Source organism: Fibrella aestuarina BUZ 2 (genome assembly GCF_000331105.1).
Lineage (GTDB): Bacteria > Bacteroidota > Bacteroidia > Cytophagales > Spirosomataceae > Fibrella > Fibrella aestuarina.
Map to the genome: position 1 here is coordinate 5,088,776 of NC_020054.1, position 17,866 is coordinate 5,106,641.

Sequence of the window (17,866 nt, forward strand, 5' to 3'; positions counted from 1 at the left end):
TTGGCTTGCGCTCGATAATGCAGGCGCGTCAACCAACTTTGAACGGTATACATCAAACACAAAACAAAGAAGGTATCCACCAAGGGCAGATACCTTCCACGAGTACAACAAAACCACAGTCCGATGGGCGATAACCAGGGCTACGCGCTCAACACCTAAGCCTGTGGGTCTGCTGTTATTTTTTAGTTTGTTCTGAAGTTTGGCGTTGCGCTGTCAAGACACATCCGCAACGAGAAAACAGTCGTCGACAAACCGCTTATGCGTCGATCAGGAACTCATCGTGCTGGCTAACGTCGAGGCCTTCTTTCTCATCGGCCTCCGACACACGCAGGGGCAGAATCAGGTCCGTTACTTTCAGCAGCAGGAACGACATGCCGAAGGCGAATGCCGACACCACGACCAGCGCGATCATGTGGTTCATGAACAGTTTCGTTACGCCATAGGCCAACCCTTCGTCGACCACCCCGGCGTTTACGCCTTTGCTGGCGAAGATGCCCGTCATGATCATACCCACCATACCACCGACACCGTGGCAGGGGAATACGTCGAGGGTATCGTCAAGCGTTGATTTTGAGCGGAGGTGCGCTACGTAGTTCGATACCATCGAGGCAATCGTGCCCACGAAAATGGCTTGCGGAACCGTCACGAAACCAGCCGCCGGCGTGATGGCGACCAGGCCAACAACCGCACCGATACAGAAACCCAGCGCTGATACTTTCTTGCCTTTGGCGGCATCGAACAGCACCCAGCCCAGACCCGCCGCCGCCGCAGCGGTGTTGGTTGTAGCGAAGGCCGTAGCGGCCAGCGGTGAGGCGCTTACGGCCGAACCAGCGTTGAAGCCAAACCACCCAAACCACAGCAGACCCGTACCCAACAGCACGTAAGGAATGTTGGCCGGGGGCAGGAAGTTGGCTTCCATGTGGTTTTTCCGACGCTTCAGGTAAATGGCACCGGCCAGCGCAGCCCAGCCAGCCGACATGTGAACAACCGTGCCACCGGCAAAGTCAAGCACGCCGAGTTTGAACAGGAAACCCTCAGGGTGCCAGGTCCAGTGTGCCAGCGGCGCATACACGAACAGGCTGAAGAGGATCATGAAGAGCACATACGACCGGAAGTTGATCCGCTCGGCCATAGACCCCGTGATGAGGGCCGGCGTGATCACGGCAAACTTCAGCTGGAAGAAAGCAAAAACGGCGAGGGGAATGGTAGCGGCCAATGACCAGGGCTTGCCATCGAGCACGCCTTTGAACATGAAGAACGTACTGGGGTTGCCCACAAACCCGCCGATGCTATCACCGAAAGCGAGGCTAAAGCCACAAACCACCCAGATGATGCTGATTACGCCCATCGCTACAAAGCTTTGCAGCATGGTCGAGATCACGTTTTTGTTGTTGACCATCCCGCCGTAGAAATAAGCGAGGCCGGGCGTCATCAGGAGCACGAGCGCCGTCGCCATCAGCATCCAGGCGGTGTCGCCGGAATTGATACCTTCCGTCACGATCGTTGTAGGCACACTGGGCACGAAAACACCCATCACGCTGATAGCCAGCAGAATAAGCAGCGGAATTATTGCGGGTTTTTGCATGGTAGTTAACTGGTTTTTGTTGTACTTAACGAGTGGTTAGAATTTGAAGATGGCGGCCATACCGAGGGTTGCCTGCGAGGGCGTCAGCGACCCGTCGCCTTTCTGGAACTTGTTGGCCGAATAGCTATCGAGGCGGAATTCAGGCTTCAGCAGCACGTGGCCGTCGGCAGCCGTGATGTTGCCCGTAACAGTGATCGAATTCACGCTGGCTCCGTTGCCGGCCGCATCGGTCAGGCCGCGAACACCGCTCTTGTTATCAAACATTTCGTAGCGAACGCCCAGGCCAAACTTGTCGGTGAAGGCGTAGTTTGAATACACCGCCGCGCCGCCCCAGCTTTTCGAGGTCGTTGGGCCGCCGTATCCCTGATAATCCCCTTTCTGCGAACCAGCCGCCGCATTAAGGCCCAGGAAGAATTTGGGCGTAATCTGATAGGTCGTCGTCAGGTCGAAGAGCGCGTAGCTAGCGTCGTCGGCTTTGGTGCCGTCGGCCAGATCAGCCGAGGCTTCGTTCGAGGCGATCGCGTTGAGGTAGACGTTCCAGCCCGACACCGGCGAGACAAACAACTGCCCAACCAGTCCTTTCTTCTTGTTGTTATCGAACAGGTTATCGACGTTGTTGACCAACCCAACCATCAGGGCCACCCGGTCGCTGAACGCGTACTGCGCTTTTACGCCGATGTGGTAGAACGGACCGTTGTTAAAGAGGTTCGAGAGCGAGTAGTTGTAGTTGGCGGGTGCGTCGATCACTTCATAACCGATGTGCGTACCAAACTGCCCGGCCGTAAACGTCAGTTTCGACGTGGCTTTCAGCGAGATGTACGCCTGCTTGATCGCCAGCGACGTTGAGCCAGCGCCCAAAAAGCCGACGTTGTTGCCGTAGTTACCCAGATCAGCAAAGGGGCCAAACGCCAGATCCATCACCGCGTCAACTTTGCTGGATGTGTAGGTAGCCTTGGCCTGAATCAGACCAATGCCAAACTGCCCCGACTTCTGGTCGAATGCCCGAGCGTTGCCATTGATGACACTGCCATCAGCCGCTCGGCCCAGCCCCAGGTTCGACTGGCTTGCCGGATTGTTGAAGTTCCCGAAATAATAGGTATCCAGGTAGCCCGAGAACGTAAACTTTCCGTCGTCCCCTTCTGCCTTCGGGGCTGTAGCGGCAGGCTGTGCCGTCGCTACGGCTTTGGGTTGCTCAACCCGCGTTGAGTCGTTGGCCTGGGCTACAACAGCGAAACTCGATAAAGAAGCAAGTAAAAGTGCTTTTTTCATGTGTTTTATTCTGTCAGGTGTATAATGGAACGTGGTTTTATTTGGCACAAATTTTAGCTAACAAAATGACTGTTGCAATGTTTGAGGTTTAATTTTTTTGTGGAAATACCTAAAAAATGCAATATTCTTATAATATTAGCAAGTGAATCGCGGTATTATCCTATAAAGCACAATCGAAACCGACTTTTGAAGAAATTTTGATATATTTTTAAAATGCCAAATATTATTTTGTTACAATCTTTGTTATTTTTTATTATCAAATGGCCTCTGCCTGGGCTATAAACGGCAAAAGCCCGGCTTGGGCCGGGCTTTTGCTATGCAGGTACGTTGGGGGCGCTAAGCGACTTTACAATGCACCCCATCCATCGAGCGGAGCGCGTTCAGCAGGCGGTTGTCGGGGAAGACCCGGTATTGGCGCGACAATAAGTTTACTTCCACGGGCTCGTCGGGATCTTTTACTTTCATCGACAGCGTACACGTACCTGGGTGCGCCTTCACCAGGTCATTGATGACCCCAATCAGTTCCTCGCTCAAGAAGGCCAGGTTGATGGTAATGGCCAGTTCCTTGCACATCTTCTCGCGGATATCGCTGAGGTAGCGGATGTTGGTCGGCTTAAACTCCAGCTGATCGGAGTTCCAGCGGTTTTGGGTTTTGCCCGTCACGTGCAGAAACAGTCCGGGCTCCACGTACTGCGCCATACGGGCGTAGTCTTCCCCAAAGAGCGTCATCTCCATCGACCCTTGGTAGTCTTCGAGCTTGAAGATCATGAACGGGTTCCCGTTTTTGGCGATGCGCGTCTGCACACTCGACACGATCCCGCCGATGCGCAGTTCGGGCGCATTGGTTTCGTAGACCTTATCGAGCGTGCAGTTGCAGAACCCTTCCAGCTCGACGGTGAATTCATCGAGCGGGTGGCCGGTGATATAAAACCCGACGACATCCTTCTCGAACTTGAGCTTCTCGATCTGATTCCAGGGCGTCACCACGGGCGGTTTGGGCCGGGGCATGGCCACGTCGTTACCTGCCCCACCACCAAACAACGACTGCTGCGAGGCCGATTTCTCGGCGTGGTGGTTGTTGGCGTAGCGGATAATCTTCTCGATGAACGTGCTCGTGTCGCCGGGTGCCGTCTCGAAATACTGCGCCCGGTGGATGTCGGGGTCGAGGGCATCGAAAGCCCCGGCGTAGGCCAGCGATTCGATTGTTTTCTTGTTGACCGTCCGGAGGTTTACCCGCGTGATGAAATCGAACATATCCTGGTAAGGGCCATTCTGGGTACGTTCGGCAATGATGTTTTCGACGGCTGCGTCGCCCGAGCCCTTGATACCACCCAGCCCGAACCGAATTTCGCCCTTCTTATTCACGCCAAACACCCGCTCCGATTCGTTCACGTCGGGGCCTAGCACCGGGATGTTGATGTTCTTACATTCTTCGAGGAAGAAGGTAATTTTCTCAATGTTGCCGAGGCAGCTCGTCAAAACCGCCGCCATGTACTCCGAACGGTAATGCGCCTTGAGCCAGGCCGTCTGGTAGGCTACGAAGGCGTAGCAGGTCGAGTGCGATTTGTTGAAGGCGTAGGAGGCGAAGGCTTCCCAGTCGGTCCATACTTTTTCGCAGGTTTTAACAGGCAGTTTGTTGGCGGCACAGCCCTCCATAAACTTGCCCTTCATCTTGTCGAGCGTGGCGCGGTCTTTCTTACCCATCGCCTTGCGCAGCACGTCGGCGTCGCCCTTGGTGAAGTTGCCCAGCTTCTGCGACAAGAGCATCAACTGCTCCTGATACACCGTGATGCCGTAGGTATCCGCCAGATACTCCTCCATCTCGGGCATGTCGTACTTCACCTCTTCACGGCCGTGCTTCCGGTTGATGAAGTTCGGGATGTACTGAATGGGACCGGGTCGATAGAGGGCGTTCATCGCAATGAGGTCCTCAAACCGGTCGGGCTTCAGGTCCTTCATGTACTTCTTCATCCCGTCGGATTCAAACTGGAAAATGGCGTTTGTCTCCCCCCGCTGGAATAGTTCGTATGGCTTCGGGTCGTCGAGCGGAATACTGTCGATGTCGATCTCCCGGCCGTAGTTCTGCTTGATCAAGCGCAGGCATTCCTTGATGATGGTGAGGTTGCGCAACCCCAGAAAGTCCATCTTAATCACGCCCGCGTCTTCGATTACCTTACCCTCGTACTGGGTGATAATCAGGTTGGTATCTTTCGACGTCGACACCGGCACGATGTTGCTCAGGTCGTCGGGGGCAATGATGATCCCCGCCGCGTGAACGCCCGTGTTGCGCACGGTGCCTTCCAGCCGCCGCGCCTGCTGCAACACGTTCTGCACCTTCTCGGTGTCGATCAGTTTCATGACCCGCCCCACGTTCTGATCACCCGACTCGAGCGCCCGCATCCGCCGTACGTTCTCGACTTCATCGGGTGTAATGAGGTTACTCAGCCCACCCGGCCCGTCGATCGGATCTTCGAAAATCCGCTTCAGGGTCATGTTGTAGGTTGGTTTGTCGGGCACCAGTTTGGCGAGGGCGTTGGCGTCGTTGAGGGGCAAATCCATCACCCGCGACACGTCTTTAATCGCCGATTTGGCCGCCATCGTACCGTAGGTAACAATGGCCGCCACCTGCTGCTTTCCGTATTTGTCGACTACATAATCGATCACCTTCTGCCGACCTTCATCATCAAAATCGGTATCGATATCGGGCATCGACTTCCGGTCGGGGTTGAGGAAGCGTTCAAACAGCAGGTTGTACTTAATGGGGTCGATATTGGTGATGCCGATGCAGTAAGCCACCGCCGAGCCCGCCGCCGAGCCCCGGCCCGGCCCCACCATCACGCCTAGGTCGCGCCCGGCCTTGATGAAGTCGGCCACGATGAGGAAATAGCCCGCAAAACCCATCGTCCGGATGGTAAACAACTCAAAATCGAGTCGTTCCTGCACTTCGGGCGAGATATCGACGTACCGTTTTTTGGCCCCTTCGTAGGTCAGGTGCTTGAGGTATTCCCACTGATTGAGGACGTCGTCGGTATGTTGCTGAAACTCCTGCGGAATCGGGAAGTTGGGCAGCAGAATATCGCGCTTCAGCTTCAGCGTCTCCACTTTGTCGACGATCTCGTTAGTATTGTCGATGGCCTCGGGCAGGTCGTGGAAGAGCGTGCTCATCTCCTGCGTGTTCTTGAAATAGAACTGATCGGAGAAGAACGCGAACCGCGTGTTTTTGGGCATCGCCTCCTCGTCGTTGAATTCCTTCATCGACGGTGTGCTCTGCTTTTCGCCCGTGTTGACGCACAGCAGAATATCGTGGGCAACCCAGTCGTCGCGGTCGACGTAGTGCGAGTCGTTGGAAGCGATGATCTTGACGTTGTATTTCCGGGCCAGCTTGACCAGCACCTCGTTGGCCTTGATCTGATCGGGAATCTCGTGGCGTTGCAGTTCCACGTAATAGTCTTCCCCGAAGCGGTCGAGCCACCACTTAAACTCGGTCTCACCTGCTTCTTCGCCTTTTTTCAGAATCGTTTTGGGCACGATAGCCCCGATGCAGCAAGTAGTAGCGATCAGGCCCTCCTTGTACTTATCGATCAGTTCTTTGGTAATACGCGGGTATTTACCATACAAGCCTTCCATGTAGCCGAGCGAGCACAGCTTCGCCAAGTTTTTGTAGCCAGTCGGATTTTTGGCCAGCAGCAGCTGATGGTAGCGAATATCTTTCTGCTCTTTGGTAAACTGCTTGCGCGTGTGGTCATCAACCACGTAAAACTCACAGCCAACAATCGGTTTGATGCCCTGCTTGGCCGACTCGGCCACGAACTCAAACACGCCGAACATATTGCCGTGGTCGGTAATCGCCACAGCGGGCATATTATCGGCCTTAGCCTTCTTAATCAGCTTCTTAATATCGGCCTGCCCATCGAGCAGCGAGTATTGGGTATGGCAATGAAGGTGCGAAAACTGCATAGATTTACCGAAGAACGCCTGGTTGGGCAGACAGTCTGTTTGGTAAATTTAGGCAAACCCCCGAGGAACGGGCAACGCCCACCCGAAGTTTTTGGCCGAATTAGGCTTATTCTTTGGCGCCTCCCCGAAGCCCCTCAACCCTTCTTCTGCAACGCCCATACATAACAGCCGGGACTGGCGGTTGGGCGTTTAACGAAGGCAAAAAACTGGGATTCAACCAGTTTACCACTGCAGTTTATGGTTACCTGAACGGCAAACTTGGGGGCATCCTTCAAGACGGTTTCGCTAATAATGATTCGGTCGTCGGAGAAGTTGGCGTAGGCGCTTTTGGTGTAGTCGTCTGACAGCGTATCCTTTTGCGGATAGATAGAATAGACAAGTTGATTGGGTCCGGTTGTGCGTTTATAATCTGACGCAATCAACAGCACCCCAGTATACCCACTTTCGCAGGGAGCCTGTGCAACCAGCGTGGCGGGTGGGGAACAGGTAGCAGGTTCTGTATCAGTTGTGTTCTTGCAGCCAGCCAATGCGACTGTGATCAAAGCGATTGACAGGGAACGTTGAGCGGTTTTTATCATAGCGCCTATTTGATTGTACTTTAATGGCATAAATTATAAATTATTTATATAGTAGTCTATAAAAACCGAGTTATAGGCGGCAAAGGCATCGACCTGTATAGGAGGTCGTCTTACAGCGGTTCACCACGGTGACCAGCCAACAGTACGCTCATTTCAGTCCCGCTAGTCCACTGGCGTATTCAGGTTGCCAATGCCATCAGGGGGCAGTTGGCCGCTTGCGAACAGGCTTACCTAGCCAAAAAACCGACCTATTGGCTGATGACCATCCGGCCGCTTGCCTATCCTGCAAGACAATAAAATACTCAGGTTTGCCTACAAACTTATACCCCAAATAACGATACTGTGACTTTAAATTTATCTACTAATTCTACCTGATAGATTGTATCCGAATCGACGCTGGCTTAATTTTGGTAGCCGTAGGCCGACCTCTTTTTACTACAGCAGATGCAGATACTTTCAAACAGCCAAAGCGGCCGCTTGTTGATCATTGACGACAATCCAGACCATTGGGCCATTATCCAGTTGCTTCTCAAACAGCAACTGCCCAATCTGAAAACAGTGTGGCTGTCGGAGTCGCAGGCGACCATTGCCTATTTGGAGGAATGCATGGCGCAAAACCAGGCGCTACCCACCCTGATTCTGCTGGATCTATACCTGCCAAAACGCGAAACCGGCCTGGCCCTGCTCCGGCGTATAAAGGAAGCCAATGTCGAGTATTCGCTAATTCCGGTTGTGGTGCTGAGCTACTCCGACGACGAAACCGACGTTGAGGCCATGTATCAGGCGGGTTGCTCGTCGTATCTGGTCAAGCCAATTACGGTGAACGGCTGGCAGGAACTGATCCAGAAAATCAAAAACTACTGGTGGGACACGGTCACCCGCCCCCATTCTTCTTAACCAGTCGTTTGTCGGCCCCTACTGTCTTCCAGAGCAGGTCTGTTGATCAATGCATTATCCGGCCACAAACCGCTTATTTTCTGACCAATCCTTCGTCAGGTACGTTCGTTTTCCCAGTTAGTTGTCAACTACACTTATAAGGCAACATTGTGTTTGGCAGAATAGGCAAACTTTGGCTTCATTTATGCATCTTGCTCGTTGAAATGCCCTAAACGACTAGTTACCGCCATTGATCTGCCGCCGGGCCTATGCCGTACTTTTTACTGCACACGAATTCGATCATGTCGCTATGCCTGACCATCATCACAGGCAGCGTGTGGCTTTTCCTGCTAAAGTCGAGCGTCAGAACCCCCATCCGGAATTGGCTAACTCTCTTTTACTTTGCCCAGACGGCCTGGCAGTTCAGCGAAATTTTTCATTACAGCATCCACCCCGACTACGTTGGGAGCCTCGCCTACAAGTTGCTGCTCACCGGCTGGGACCTGCCCGCGCTGGCGCTGCTCGAAACGGCCTACGTGCAGGTCAACTACCTGTTCATAGCGGATACCTACCCAAAAGAGCGGCGGGTAATGCTGCGCGCCATGACAATTCTGAGCGTGCTTTTCTGCGTGTTCATTGCCTGGAATGAATTTCACAACGACAGCAACATCAGCCTGCTCAACTTCGCGGGGTTCCTGTATGGTACCATCTGCAATAGCTGGGCGCTCATCATCTGCATTCGCAAAATTTTCGCGCTGCACCGTCAGCAGCACCCCGACAGCGACGGTATCCGCTGGCTGACGTTCGTCAATGTCATTTTCGTGGTGATGTGTGTGCTCGTGGTCACCTTTGGTTTCTATTCTACCATTGGTTACTGGACCTACTGCTCGCTACTCTGGTCGGGGAATCTGGCTCAGATCGTGGTCTACCTGAACTTCGCGGCGGTCCCGATTAACCTGAAGGCCAAACAGATCGGCTTCGCTCAGGTGACAGTTGCCTCCATTCTGCTGACGGTCATGCTGGTTTTTTGTCCACCCGTGGATATCACCAACCTGGCACCGCGGCTACTTCAGCAGCCCAGTCTTCTTAAGATCACGCTCCTGATCATTGGCACCGCCACCATCAATATTCTGCTGCTGCCGCACCTGATCAAGAAAACCCTCACCGACCCGGTGCTACGCCTGCTGGCGGGGGTACAGCACGTCAACGCGGGCGATCTGAGCATCCAGGTGGTGCAGACCACGCAGGACGAAGTGGGGATTCTGACGCAGCACTTCAACCAGATGACGCAGTCGCTGCATAATGCCCATGCCGAGCTGACCCGCTACGCCCAAACGCTGGAAGAGCAGGTGGCCGACCGCACCGCCGAACTTCGGGCCGACAAAGCCCGTATCGAAGAGCAATCGATGCAGTTGCAGACGGTCATGCGCGAACTGCACCACCGCGTCAAGAACAACCTGGCGATCGTGTCGGGGCTGCTGAGTTTGCAGCTAAACCGGCTGGAAGATCAGCAGGCGATGAAAGCCTTTCAGGAAGGGCAGCGCCGCATCGAGGCCATCGCCCTGATTCACCAGCGGCTCTATCAATCGCAGGAATTGACGGCCATCGATATGGGGCAGTTTGTGGAAGAGCTAACCCTCAGCACCATGCTGGCCTATGGCTATCAGCCGGGGTCGATCAAACTCCACATCAACAGCGATGTGGAAGTGCTCGACATCGACATGGCCGTCCCCTTAAGCCTGATTATCAATGAGCTGCTAACCAACTGCTTCAAGTACGCCATCCCCAACGTACCTGACCCTAGCCTATCGATTTCGCTGGTGAAGCAGGATGGACTCCTGCTGGAAGTAGCCGACAATGGCCCCGGCATCGATATCGATCTCTGGAATAAACCGTCGACCTCGTTTGGGAAACGGCTCATCAAAGGGCTGAGTGAGCAAACCGGCGGCATACTTACGGTCGAAAACCGGATGCCGCAGTGCTCATCCCGAAAATCGACCCGATTGCACGATGAACCGCTGCTGGTTGCCGAGCAGCTGGGTACGTTGTTCCGGCTAGCCATTCCCGACCTGAAACTGATGCAGTAAATGCTGCCATCGCCACCGCTCTTGCTTATCCTCTCCGTTCTGCTGCTAAACATTGTTGTCTGCGAGTGGCTGGCAACCAAACCGGGGTTTCGCCACCTGGGTACGGCCCTGCTGGTGATCATCCTGACGGCCATCGAAGCCAATCTGGGGCTGGTACCAACGGGCGAAACGACCCTTTATGAAGGGATTTTCAGCTACGTAGCCCCGTTTTCGCTCTTTGTGCTCCTGCTCAATGTCAACCTCAGCGATCTGCGGCGCGCGGGCTTGCCTATGCTGACCATGTTCCTGATTGGCTCGGCAGGCACCATCCTGGGCGTGGTTGTGAGTATGTGGCTGTTCCGTGGGCCGCAGACGGTGGGGCCGCTCCATTATGCACTGGCCGGTATGTTCACCGGAACGTACATTGGTGGCAGCATTAACTTTCACGCGGTGGCGCTGCATTACGGGGTATCCAAAGCGGGCAATCTGTTCGTAGCCGCTACCGCCGCCGACAACATCCTGACGGCTCTCTGGATGATTGCGACCCTGGCCATCCCGCAGGCATTGCAACGCCTGCGCCCACGCCGCCTCGTCAACGCGACTACCCACCTCAACAATGGCCTGTTTTCCCGCGACGACGAGACCGTTGCGCCCAGCCACCTGGCACTCCTGCTGGCGCTAGGCACGGGGGCTATCGTGGCGTCACAGGCCGTATCGTCGGTCTGGTCGTCGGTCCCGTTCGTGCTCATTCTCACCACCCTTGCGCTGGTCCTCGCGCAGTTTCGGGCCGTCAACCGATTGCCGGGTAGCCGCCTGCTCGGGCTGCTGGGTGTTTATCTGTTTCTGGCCGTGATTGGCGCTTACTGCGATCTGGCGGCCCTACTTCGCGATGGACAACTGGCCATCGTTCTTTTCGGCATAATCTGTACGCTGGTGCTCATTCATGCGCTGATCGTCTTTAGTATCGGTGCGTTGTTTCGGCAGGATTGGGACGTGCTGGGTATCGCCTCACAGGCTAATATTGGCGGGGCCACCTCGGCGCTGGCGCTGGCCCGTAGCCTGAATCGGCCCGACCTGCAACTTCCGGCGGTGCTGGTTGGTTCACTAGGTAATGCCATCGGAACTTACTTAGGTATTTTAGTGGCTGAAGCGTTGCGGTCGTGAGTTCACCCCGCGGGCCCGAGGCAGTTGGCAATAGCGCCTCACAAGCGCTATCCTTGTCTTCCTGCTACCCAAGTTGCAAGCCATGACCAACCCGCCAATAGCCCCAACGCGAATAGCTTACCCACCCAAATACACCCACTGCCCGTTGCAGCACCACAACCCCGGATCGAAGCTGGCGGTCATGTGCTACCCCATTCACGTCAACATCACCGGATAGCTTCGAGCAAAGCTGCTCCTTATGATACCATTCCGCCCGCTACTGCTTATCGGCTGCCTGTTGGTTTTGACCGGCCAGCCCTTATTGGCTCAGGCTGTCCAACTCCGCCTAGAAGACAGCCTGACTCATCAGCCACTGGCTGGTGCCACCGTGCGTGTGCAAACCACGCCCCCCACTGGATTTATCGCCGACGCGAATGGACTGGCCCGCTTGCCGAATCTGCCACCGGGCATCACCCACCTGCTGGTTACGCTGGTTGGCTACAAAGACACGCCGTACGTGTTGACCCTTCCGTTGCCCAAGCCAGATTCCACACTGGTGATTCAACTGGCAGCGGCGCAGGCAGCGTTGGAAGAGGTTGTCGTGACGGCCACACGTACCAATCGCCGTATCGAAGACCTACCCATCAAAGTGGAGGTTCTGGGCCAGGAAGATATGGACGAGGAAGCGGCTGTGGTACCGGGCAATGTGGGCAGTATACTGGGCGACATTTCCATCATCCATGTGCAACGTACTTCGCTGACGACCGGCAACCAGGGCATACGCATGCAGGGGCTCGACCCCAAGTACACCCAGATTCTTCGCGACGGCCTACCACTGTTCGAAGGTTTTTCGGGTAATCTTGGCGTGCTGCAAATTCCCCCACTCGACCTTAAACAGGTGGAAATTGTGAAAGGATCGGCCTCTACACTGTACGGCGGTGGTGCCATCGGCGGACTTATTAACCTGGTTTCGCGACGACCCGGTGCCGAACCCGAATTAACGGCCGTCTTGAACCGCTCGACCCTGCGCGAAACCAACCTGAACGCCTACTACGCTCAGCAATGGAACGCGAAGGCAGGCTTGACGCTCTTCAGCGGCTATACTGCCCAACCTGCTATTGACGTCAACGGCGACGGCTACGCTGACTCACCACTCATCAAGCAGTTTACGCTGCACCCGCGTCTATTTTTAACGCCCTCGGCCCGGACAAATCTGAACCTGGGGTACACGTTTATCCATGAAAACCGGACCGGTGGCGATGTCGACGCGATTTACGGTCGTGACGCCACCCGTACGTATGTAGTTGATAACCAATCGGCCCGACATACCGTAGACGCAACGATCAACCAGACGGTCAGCCAGGCCAATACCCTGACGGGCCGGGGAACGCTTAGTTTCTTTGACCGCACCCAAGTCGACAACGGCTATCGGTTTGCAGGCAGGCAACTGTCGGGCTACGCGGAAGTGGCTGATTATGTGGAACAAGGTCCGCATACGATGGTAGCCGGTATAAACCTAACCGTCGAGCAGTTCCGCAAAGAGCTGACCGACAGCACACGGATCACCGATTACACGTACCGGACGCTGGGCGTTTTTGTCCAGGAGGATTACCTTATTACGCCTACAATTACCCTGCAAGGTGGCCTGCGTCTGGATCAGCATAACGTGTTTGGAACGTTCTTCCTGCCGCGCTTGTCGGTGCTGGTCAAACCCAGCGAGCACTGGAGCGTACGCACCAGCATTGGGACGGGCTATAAAACGCCCAATACCTTCGCCAACCTGACCGGAGCCGATGCCCGGACCAGCCTCAGCTATCGCTATCTGCTGCCCGTCAGCGTTGGTACGCGCCCCGAACGCTCGCTGGGCCTGAACATGGATGTGGCTTATCAGGGCACGATTGGCGACCACCTGACCATTCAACTCGACCAGGCTTTTTATTACACCGCCATCAGCAACCCCGTGGTGGCCGTCACGCCGGCGGCCAGCGGCCTGGCCCAGACCATCCTGCAAAATGCGGCCTATGACATCACCAGCCTGGGCACCGACACGTACCTGCGGATGGAATACGACGAGCTTGAATTTTACCTGGGCTATAACCACACCGCCGTTCGGCGGGGTAGCGTCGTGCGTCAGGGCGGCGACATTACACCGGTAGGTGCCAACACATTTCTACCCTACAGCCCCCGCGACAAATTTTCGCTTACGCTGGCCTATAGCATCCCTGCTAAATGGCGCTGGGGCATTGAGTCAAGTTGGGTCGGTAACCAGTATCTGTATGACAACCAACGAGTGCCGAACTACTGGTTCTGGGCGGCCGCCATCGAGCGGATGTTCGGTAAGGTCAGCGTGGTGCTGAATGCCGAAAACCTGTTTAACGTGCAACAAATTCAGTATAGCCCGGTTGTAACGGGGCCCCGCAACAGCCCAACCATTGCGCCTTTGTGGGCACCGCAGGAGGGCCGCATTGTCAACCTCGCTCTTCGGTACAAACTGCATCAATAAGCGGCAAGTCGCTTGGGATGCAGCCCGCTAGTCAGGCTATCTGCCAATCGCCAGCAGGCGGTAGATGGCCTGATTAGCGGAACAGGCGCATCAGTTTCCACGGTTGCCAGACTAATAAAATCCAAGACGTTGATCTCCCTCCTAACTTACCACGTAAAGTTCACAGCATTTTTTTACCTTTGCAGCACTTCACTCGACAAACGACGCGCCACATTGCTGTGGCGTTTTTCATAAAAGCAATAATCTATTAAGTCTATATAGTTAATACATTATGCAATCAGACTCGGCACTCCTTCCCGATTCCCCGCCCGACCCTCAGCCGTCGTTGCCGTTTAACCTGAACGGGCTGACCGTAACCGTGCAGGGTGTAGCTGCCGATCAGCAGGCGGCCGCCCTACGCACGGCTTTCCCGGCAGCGCAGGTACGTACCCAGCCCGAAGCGCCGCTCTGGCGCAAACGTACCCGCACCGAAATCGCCATTTATCTGACGGCGGCCCTCTCGCTGATGGTGGTGGGGCATCTGCTGTTCAGCTACTTCACGCTCGACCGGCTGACGCTACTGGCCACGTCGGTGCGGGTAGAACCCGAATTTTTCTATTTCCTGATGGCGGGCTTCGTGGCGCAGATGATCGACGGAGCCCTGGGCATGGCCTACGGCGTTACGGCGACCACCTTCCTGATGAGTGTGGGCATCAGCCCGTTGCATGCCACGGCCAGCGTACACAGCTCCGAGATTTTTACGTCGGGCGTGTCGGGCTACATGCACCTTAAGTTTGGCAACATCAACAGCAAACTTTTCAAAGCCGTGCTCATTCCGGGCGTGATCGGCGCCGCGCTCGGGGCGTGGCTAATCTCTGAACTGACGGCCTTCGAGCAGTATGCCAAAGCGCTGCAACCCATCATTTCGGTATACACCGCTTTTCTGGGCATCCTGATTATCCGCAAAGCGCTGATCAAACGGATCGTCAAAAAGCCGGTGAAGCAGATTGGCTTGCTCGCCTGGACAGGCGGCTTCCTCGACGCCATCGGCGGCGGTGGCTGGGGGCCCATCGTCAACTCGACGCTTATCGCCAGCGGTCGGCACCCGCGCTACACCATCGGCTCCGTTAACCTGGCCGAGTTCTTCATTTCATTTGCCTCGTCGGTGGTGTTTGCCCTCTACGTTGGGCTTGGCAACTACGGTCTGGTCATCCTGGGCCTCATTCTGGGTGGCAGCATTGCGGCGCCCATTGCCGCCCGACTGGCCCAACGACTGCCCGTAAAAACCATGATGGTGCTGGTTGGCATCGTGGTCATCCTCGTAAGTTTGCGTAAAATTCTTTTGTTCTTTTAGTGATTTGCCTTCGGCGTCATTGATGGTCATTTATTGTCATTGGTAGTAAGACGACGAATGACAATGAATGACCATCAATGACGCCGAAGGCAAATCACCTTTCCATTATGAAAAAGCAGACCAAAGCCATACGTACCCAGACGCAGCAGACGCAATACCGCGAACACTCGACCCCGCTGTTTCTAACGTCGAGTTTTACGTTTGAAAGCGCCGAACAGGGTAAAGACCTGTTTGAGGAAACCATCGAAGGCAACATCTACAGCCGCTTTTCGAACCCCAACGTCACGGAGTTTGTCGACAAGGTGTGTATGCTGGAAGGGGCCGAAGAAGGTATTGCGACGGCTACCGGTATGGCGGCGGTCTTTGCGTCGATGGCAGGTCTGCTCAAGTCGGGCGATCACATTGTGGCCTGTCGGGCGTTGTTTGGCTCGGCACACCAGATCATCACGCAGATTCTGGCTAAGTGGGGGATCACCCACACGTACCTGGACGCCACCGCCACCGAGGCTGAGTGGGAAGCCGCCATCCAAGCCAATGGCGAACGGCCCGCCGCCCGCATGGTCTACCTCGAAACACCGTCTAATCCCGGCCTGGAACTGGTCGACCTAGCGATGCTCGGGCGGCTGAAAGCCAAGTACGGCTTTATTCTGAACGTCGATAACTGCTTTGCTACGCCCATTCTGCAAACGCCACTGGATTTTGGCGCCGATCTGTCAGTTCATTCAGCCACGAAATACATGGACGGTCAGGGTCGTGTCTTGGGAGGTATCGTTGTCGGGCCCAAAGAATTGATCGCGCCGATTCGCTTTTTTGCCCGCCATACCGGCCCGTCGCTGTCGCCATTCAACGCCTGGACGTTATCGAAGAGCCTCGAAACGCTCGAACTGCGGATGGAACGGCACTGTTCAAACGCATTGGCTTTGGCGCAGGCGCTCGATCAGCATCCCGATGTAGCGACGGTGAAATATCCCTTCCTGCCGTCGCATCCGCAGTATGAGCTGGCCAAAGCCCAGATGAACGCGGGTGGCGCTATCGTCACCATCGAACTGGAGGGCGGCTTTGAGCGGGTTCAGGCGTTTATGGAGGCGCTGGAAATCCCGACGCTCTCCTCGAACCTCGGCGATTCGCGCACCATCGTGACTAACCCCAACACCACGACCCACGCCAAACTGAAACCCGACGAGAAAGCGGCCCTGGGCATCACGCCGGGTCTGATTCGGATCTCGGTGGGCCTTGAACACATCGACGACCTCATCGCTGATTTTGAACAGGCCGTAGCCGTCAGCGCCGACGTCGTGCGCGAGCGTGTGTAGGAAAAGACGTAAAGACATCTGGTATGCCTTGCCATTTTCTGGGCATACCAGATGCTGTCTCTACGTTGTAGTTTGCTTCAGTAGTTAGGCTTACCACAGAGCCAGCTTTGCCTATAGTCTGGACTTTCTTTCTCAACTCCCAAACCGCTATATGAAGCAAGCACTACTTCTATTAACGTTCCTTGTCACTCAATGCGTTATGGCACAGTCGACGCAGAAACCGGTACGCGTTGCCATTTCGGGCCTGACCCACGCTCACGTGCACGAGATACTGAACCGGCTGAAACGTCCTGGTTTGGAACTGGTCGGCATCTACGAGACGGATCGCAACCGGGCGCAGCAACTGGCCAAGCAATACGGTTTCGACATGGCGCTGGTTTCGCCGTCGCTCGACGCCATGCTCGACAAAGCTAAGCCCGAAGCCGTGCTTGATTTCGGCGCGATTGTCGATCACCGCAAAACGGTTGAAGCGGCCGCACCACGGGGTATCCATATCATGGTGGAAAAGCCGCTGGCGACAACGTACCCAGACGCCCAAGCGATGGCCGCGCTGGCGCGTAAGCACAAGGTGCAGCTGCTGACCAACTACGAGACCACCTGGTATGGCAGCAACCACCGCGCCTACACCGTAGCCCATACCGACAAAGCGATCGGCGACATTCGCAAGATTGTCGTCCATGATGGTCACGAAGGCCCCAAAGAGATTGGCTGTAACCCGGAGTTTCTGGCCTGGCTGACCGACCCAGTCGGCAACGGTGCCGGGGCGCTGTTCGACTTTGGCTGCTACGGCGCGAACCTTTCGACGTGGCTCATGCAGGGCCAGAAGCCCATTTCGGTGGAGGCGGTAACCCAGCAGATCAAACCCGACATCTATCCGAAAGTCGATGACGAAGCCACCATCATTCTGACCTACCCAAAGGCACAGGCGATTGTTCAGGCGTCGTGGAACTGGCCCTTTAGCCGCAAAGACATGGAGGTCTATGGCCAGACTGGGTACGTTCACACCATCGACGGGACGCGCATGCGGGCTCGCTACAAAGGCGATAAAGCCGAGCGGGCGATGGAAGCCCCACAGACCGAAGCCCCTGCTACCGACCCGTTTACGTACCTGGCGAAGCTGCTCCGTGGTGAAACCAAACCCGACGCACTTACGTCATTAGAGAATAACCTAATTGTCGTCCAGATTTTAGATGCCGCCCGCCAGTCCGCCAAAACGGGCAAAGCGGTTATCCTGAAGTAGCTT

The 17,866-nt window shown here is 55.5% G+C and carries 11 protein-coding genes; 7 read left to right on the forward strand and 4 right to left on the reverse strand.

Annotation, left to right across the window (positions count from 1 at the left end; translation table 11 throughout):
* Positions 1-256 precede the first annotated feature (256 nt).
* The 4 genes from FAES_RS21170 to FAES_RS21185 all read right to left on the reverse strand — a co-directional run bounded on the left by FAES_RS21170 (position 257) and on the right by FAES_RS21185 (position 7,389).
* Positions 257-1,585, reverse strand: a complete 1,329-nt coding sequence (locus tag FAES_RS21170) for an ammonium transporter (RefSeq protein WP_015333228.1) — start codon at positions 1,583-1,585, stop codon at positions 257-259.
* A gap of 36 nt (positions 1,586-1,621) precedes the next feature.
* Positions 1,622-2,854 carry a porin gene (locus FAES_RS21175; RefSeq protein ID WP_015333229.1) on the reverse strand — a complete coding sequence of 411 codons (1,233 nt, stop codon included), beginning with the start codon at positions 2,852-2,854 and terminating at the stop codon, positions 1,622-1,624.
* Between the two features lie 336 nt (positions 2,855-3,190).
* A complete protein-coding gene (gene dnaE / locus FAES_RS21180; protein WP_015333230.1) occupies positions 3,191-6,811 on the reverse strand; it encodes a DNA polymerase III subunit alpha in 3,621 nt (1,206 codons plus the stop codon).
* Positions 6,812-6,945: 134 nt separating this feature from the next.
* Positions 6,946-7,389 carry a hypothetical protein gene (locus tag FAES_RS21185; RefSeq protein WP_229364515.1) on the reverse strand — a complete coding sequence of 148 codons (444 nt, stop codon included), beginning with the start codon at positions 7,387-7,389 and terminating at the stop codon, positions 6,946-6,948.
* A 444-nt stretch (positions 7,390-7,833) separates the two neighbouring features.
* Between FAES_RS21185 and FAES_RS21190 the strand changes: the two genes are divergently transcribed.
* The 7 genes from FAES_RS21190 to FAES_RS21220 all read left to right on the forward strand — a co-directional run bounded on the left by FAES_RS21190 (position 7,834) and on the right by FAES_RS21220 (position 17,863).
* Entirely contained in the window at positions 7,834-8,286 is a 453-nt protein-coding gene (locus FAES_RS21190) for a response regulator (RefSeq protein WP_015333232.1), read from the forward strand.
* A gap of 248 nt (positions 8,287-8,534) precedes the next feature.
* Positions 8,535-10,352: a histidine kinase dimerization/phosphoacceptor domain -containing protein gene (locus tag FAES_RS21195; RefSeq protein WP_015333233.1), complete on the forward strand. Its 1,818-nt coding sequence runs from the start codon at positions 8,535-8,537 to the stop codon at positions 10,350-10,352.
* Complete coding sequence (locus FAES_RS21200) at positions 10,353-11,495, forward strand: DUF819 family protein (protein WP_015333234.1); 1,143 nt, start codon at positions 10,353-10,355, stop codon at positions 11,493-11,495. It abuts the gene before it with no gap.
* Between the two features lie 238 nt (positions 11,496-11,733).
* Positions 11,734-13,977: a TonB-dependent receptor gene (locus FAES_RS21205; protein ID WP_015333235.1), complete on the forward strand. Its 2,244-nt coding sequence runs from the start codon at positions 11,734-11,736 to the stop codon at positions 13,975-13,977.
* A 271-nt stretch (positions 13,978-14,248) separates the two neighbouring features.
* Positions 14,249-15,310 (forward strand): sulfite exporter TauE/SafE family protein, encoded by a 1,062-nt coding sequence (locus tag FAES_RS21210; protein ID WP_015333236.1) that lies wholly within the window; start codon positions 14,249-14,251, stop codon positions 15,308-15,310.
* A gap of 107 nt (positions 15,311-15,417) precedes the next feature.
* The gene (locus FAES_RS21215) at positions 15,418-16,623 is read left to right on the forward strand and encodes a trans-sulfuration enzyme family protein (RefSeq protein WP_041258269.1); all 1,206 of its coding nucleotides are present in this window, start codon (positions 15,418-15,420) and stop codon (positions 16,621-16,623) included.
* 151 nt (positions 16,624-16,774) lie between these two features.
* Positions 16,775-17,863: a Gfo/Idh/MocA family protein gene (locus FAES_RS21220; RefSeq protein WP_015333238.1), complete on the forward strand. Its 1,089-nt coding sequence runs from the start codon at positions 16,775-16,777 to the stop codon at positions 17,861-17,863.
* Positions 17,864-17,866 lie beyond the last annotated feature (3 nt).

Coding starts and splice junctions, on each gene's coding strand:
- FAES_RS21190 (WP_015333232.1), top strand. CDS start 7,834: ATGCAGATACTTTCAAACAGCCAAAGCGGCCGCTTGTTGATCATTGAC.
- FAES_RS21185 (WP_229364515.1), bottom strand. CDS start 7,389: ATGATAAAAACCGCTCAACGTTCCCTGTCAATCGCTTTGATCACAGTC.
- FAES_RS21210 (WP_015333236.1), top strand. CDS start 14,249: ATGCAATCAGACTCGGCACTCCTTCCCGATTCCCCGCCCGACCCTCAG.
- FAES_RS21215 (WP_041258269.1), top strand. CDS start 15,418: ATGAAAAAGCAGACCAAAGCCATACGTACCCAGACGCAGCAGACGCAA.
- FAES_RS21200 (WP_015333234.1), top strand. CDS start 10,353: ATGCTGCCATCGCCACCGCTCTTGCTTATCCTCTCCGTTCTGCTGCTA.
- FAES_RS21195 (WP_015333233.1), top strand. CDS start 8,535: ATGCCGTACTTTTTACTGCACACGAATTCGATCATGTCGCTATGCCTG.
- FAES_RS21175 (WP_015333229.1), bottom strand. CDS start 2,854: ATGAAAAAAGCACTTTTACTTGCTTCTTTATCGAGTTTCGCTGTTGTA.
- FAES_RS21170 (WP_015333228.1), bottom strand. CDS start 1,585: ATGCAAAAACCCGCAATAATTCCGCTGCTTATTCTGCTGGCTATCAGC.
- dnaE (WP_015333230.1), bottom strand. CDS start 6,811: ATGCAGTTTTCGCACCTTCATTGCCATACCCAATACTCGCTGCTCGAT.
- FAES_RS21220 (WP_015333238.1), top strand. CDS start 16,775: ATGAAGCAAGCACTACTTCTATTAACGTTCCTTGTCACTCAATGCGTT.
- FAES_RS21205 (WP_015333235.1), top strand. CDS start 11,734: ATGATACCATTCCGCCCGCTACTGCTTATCGGCTGCCTGTTGGTTTTG.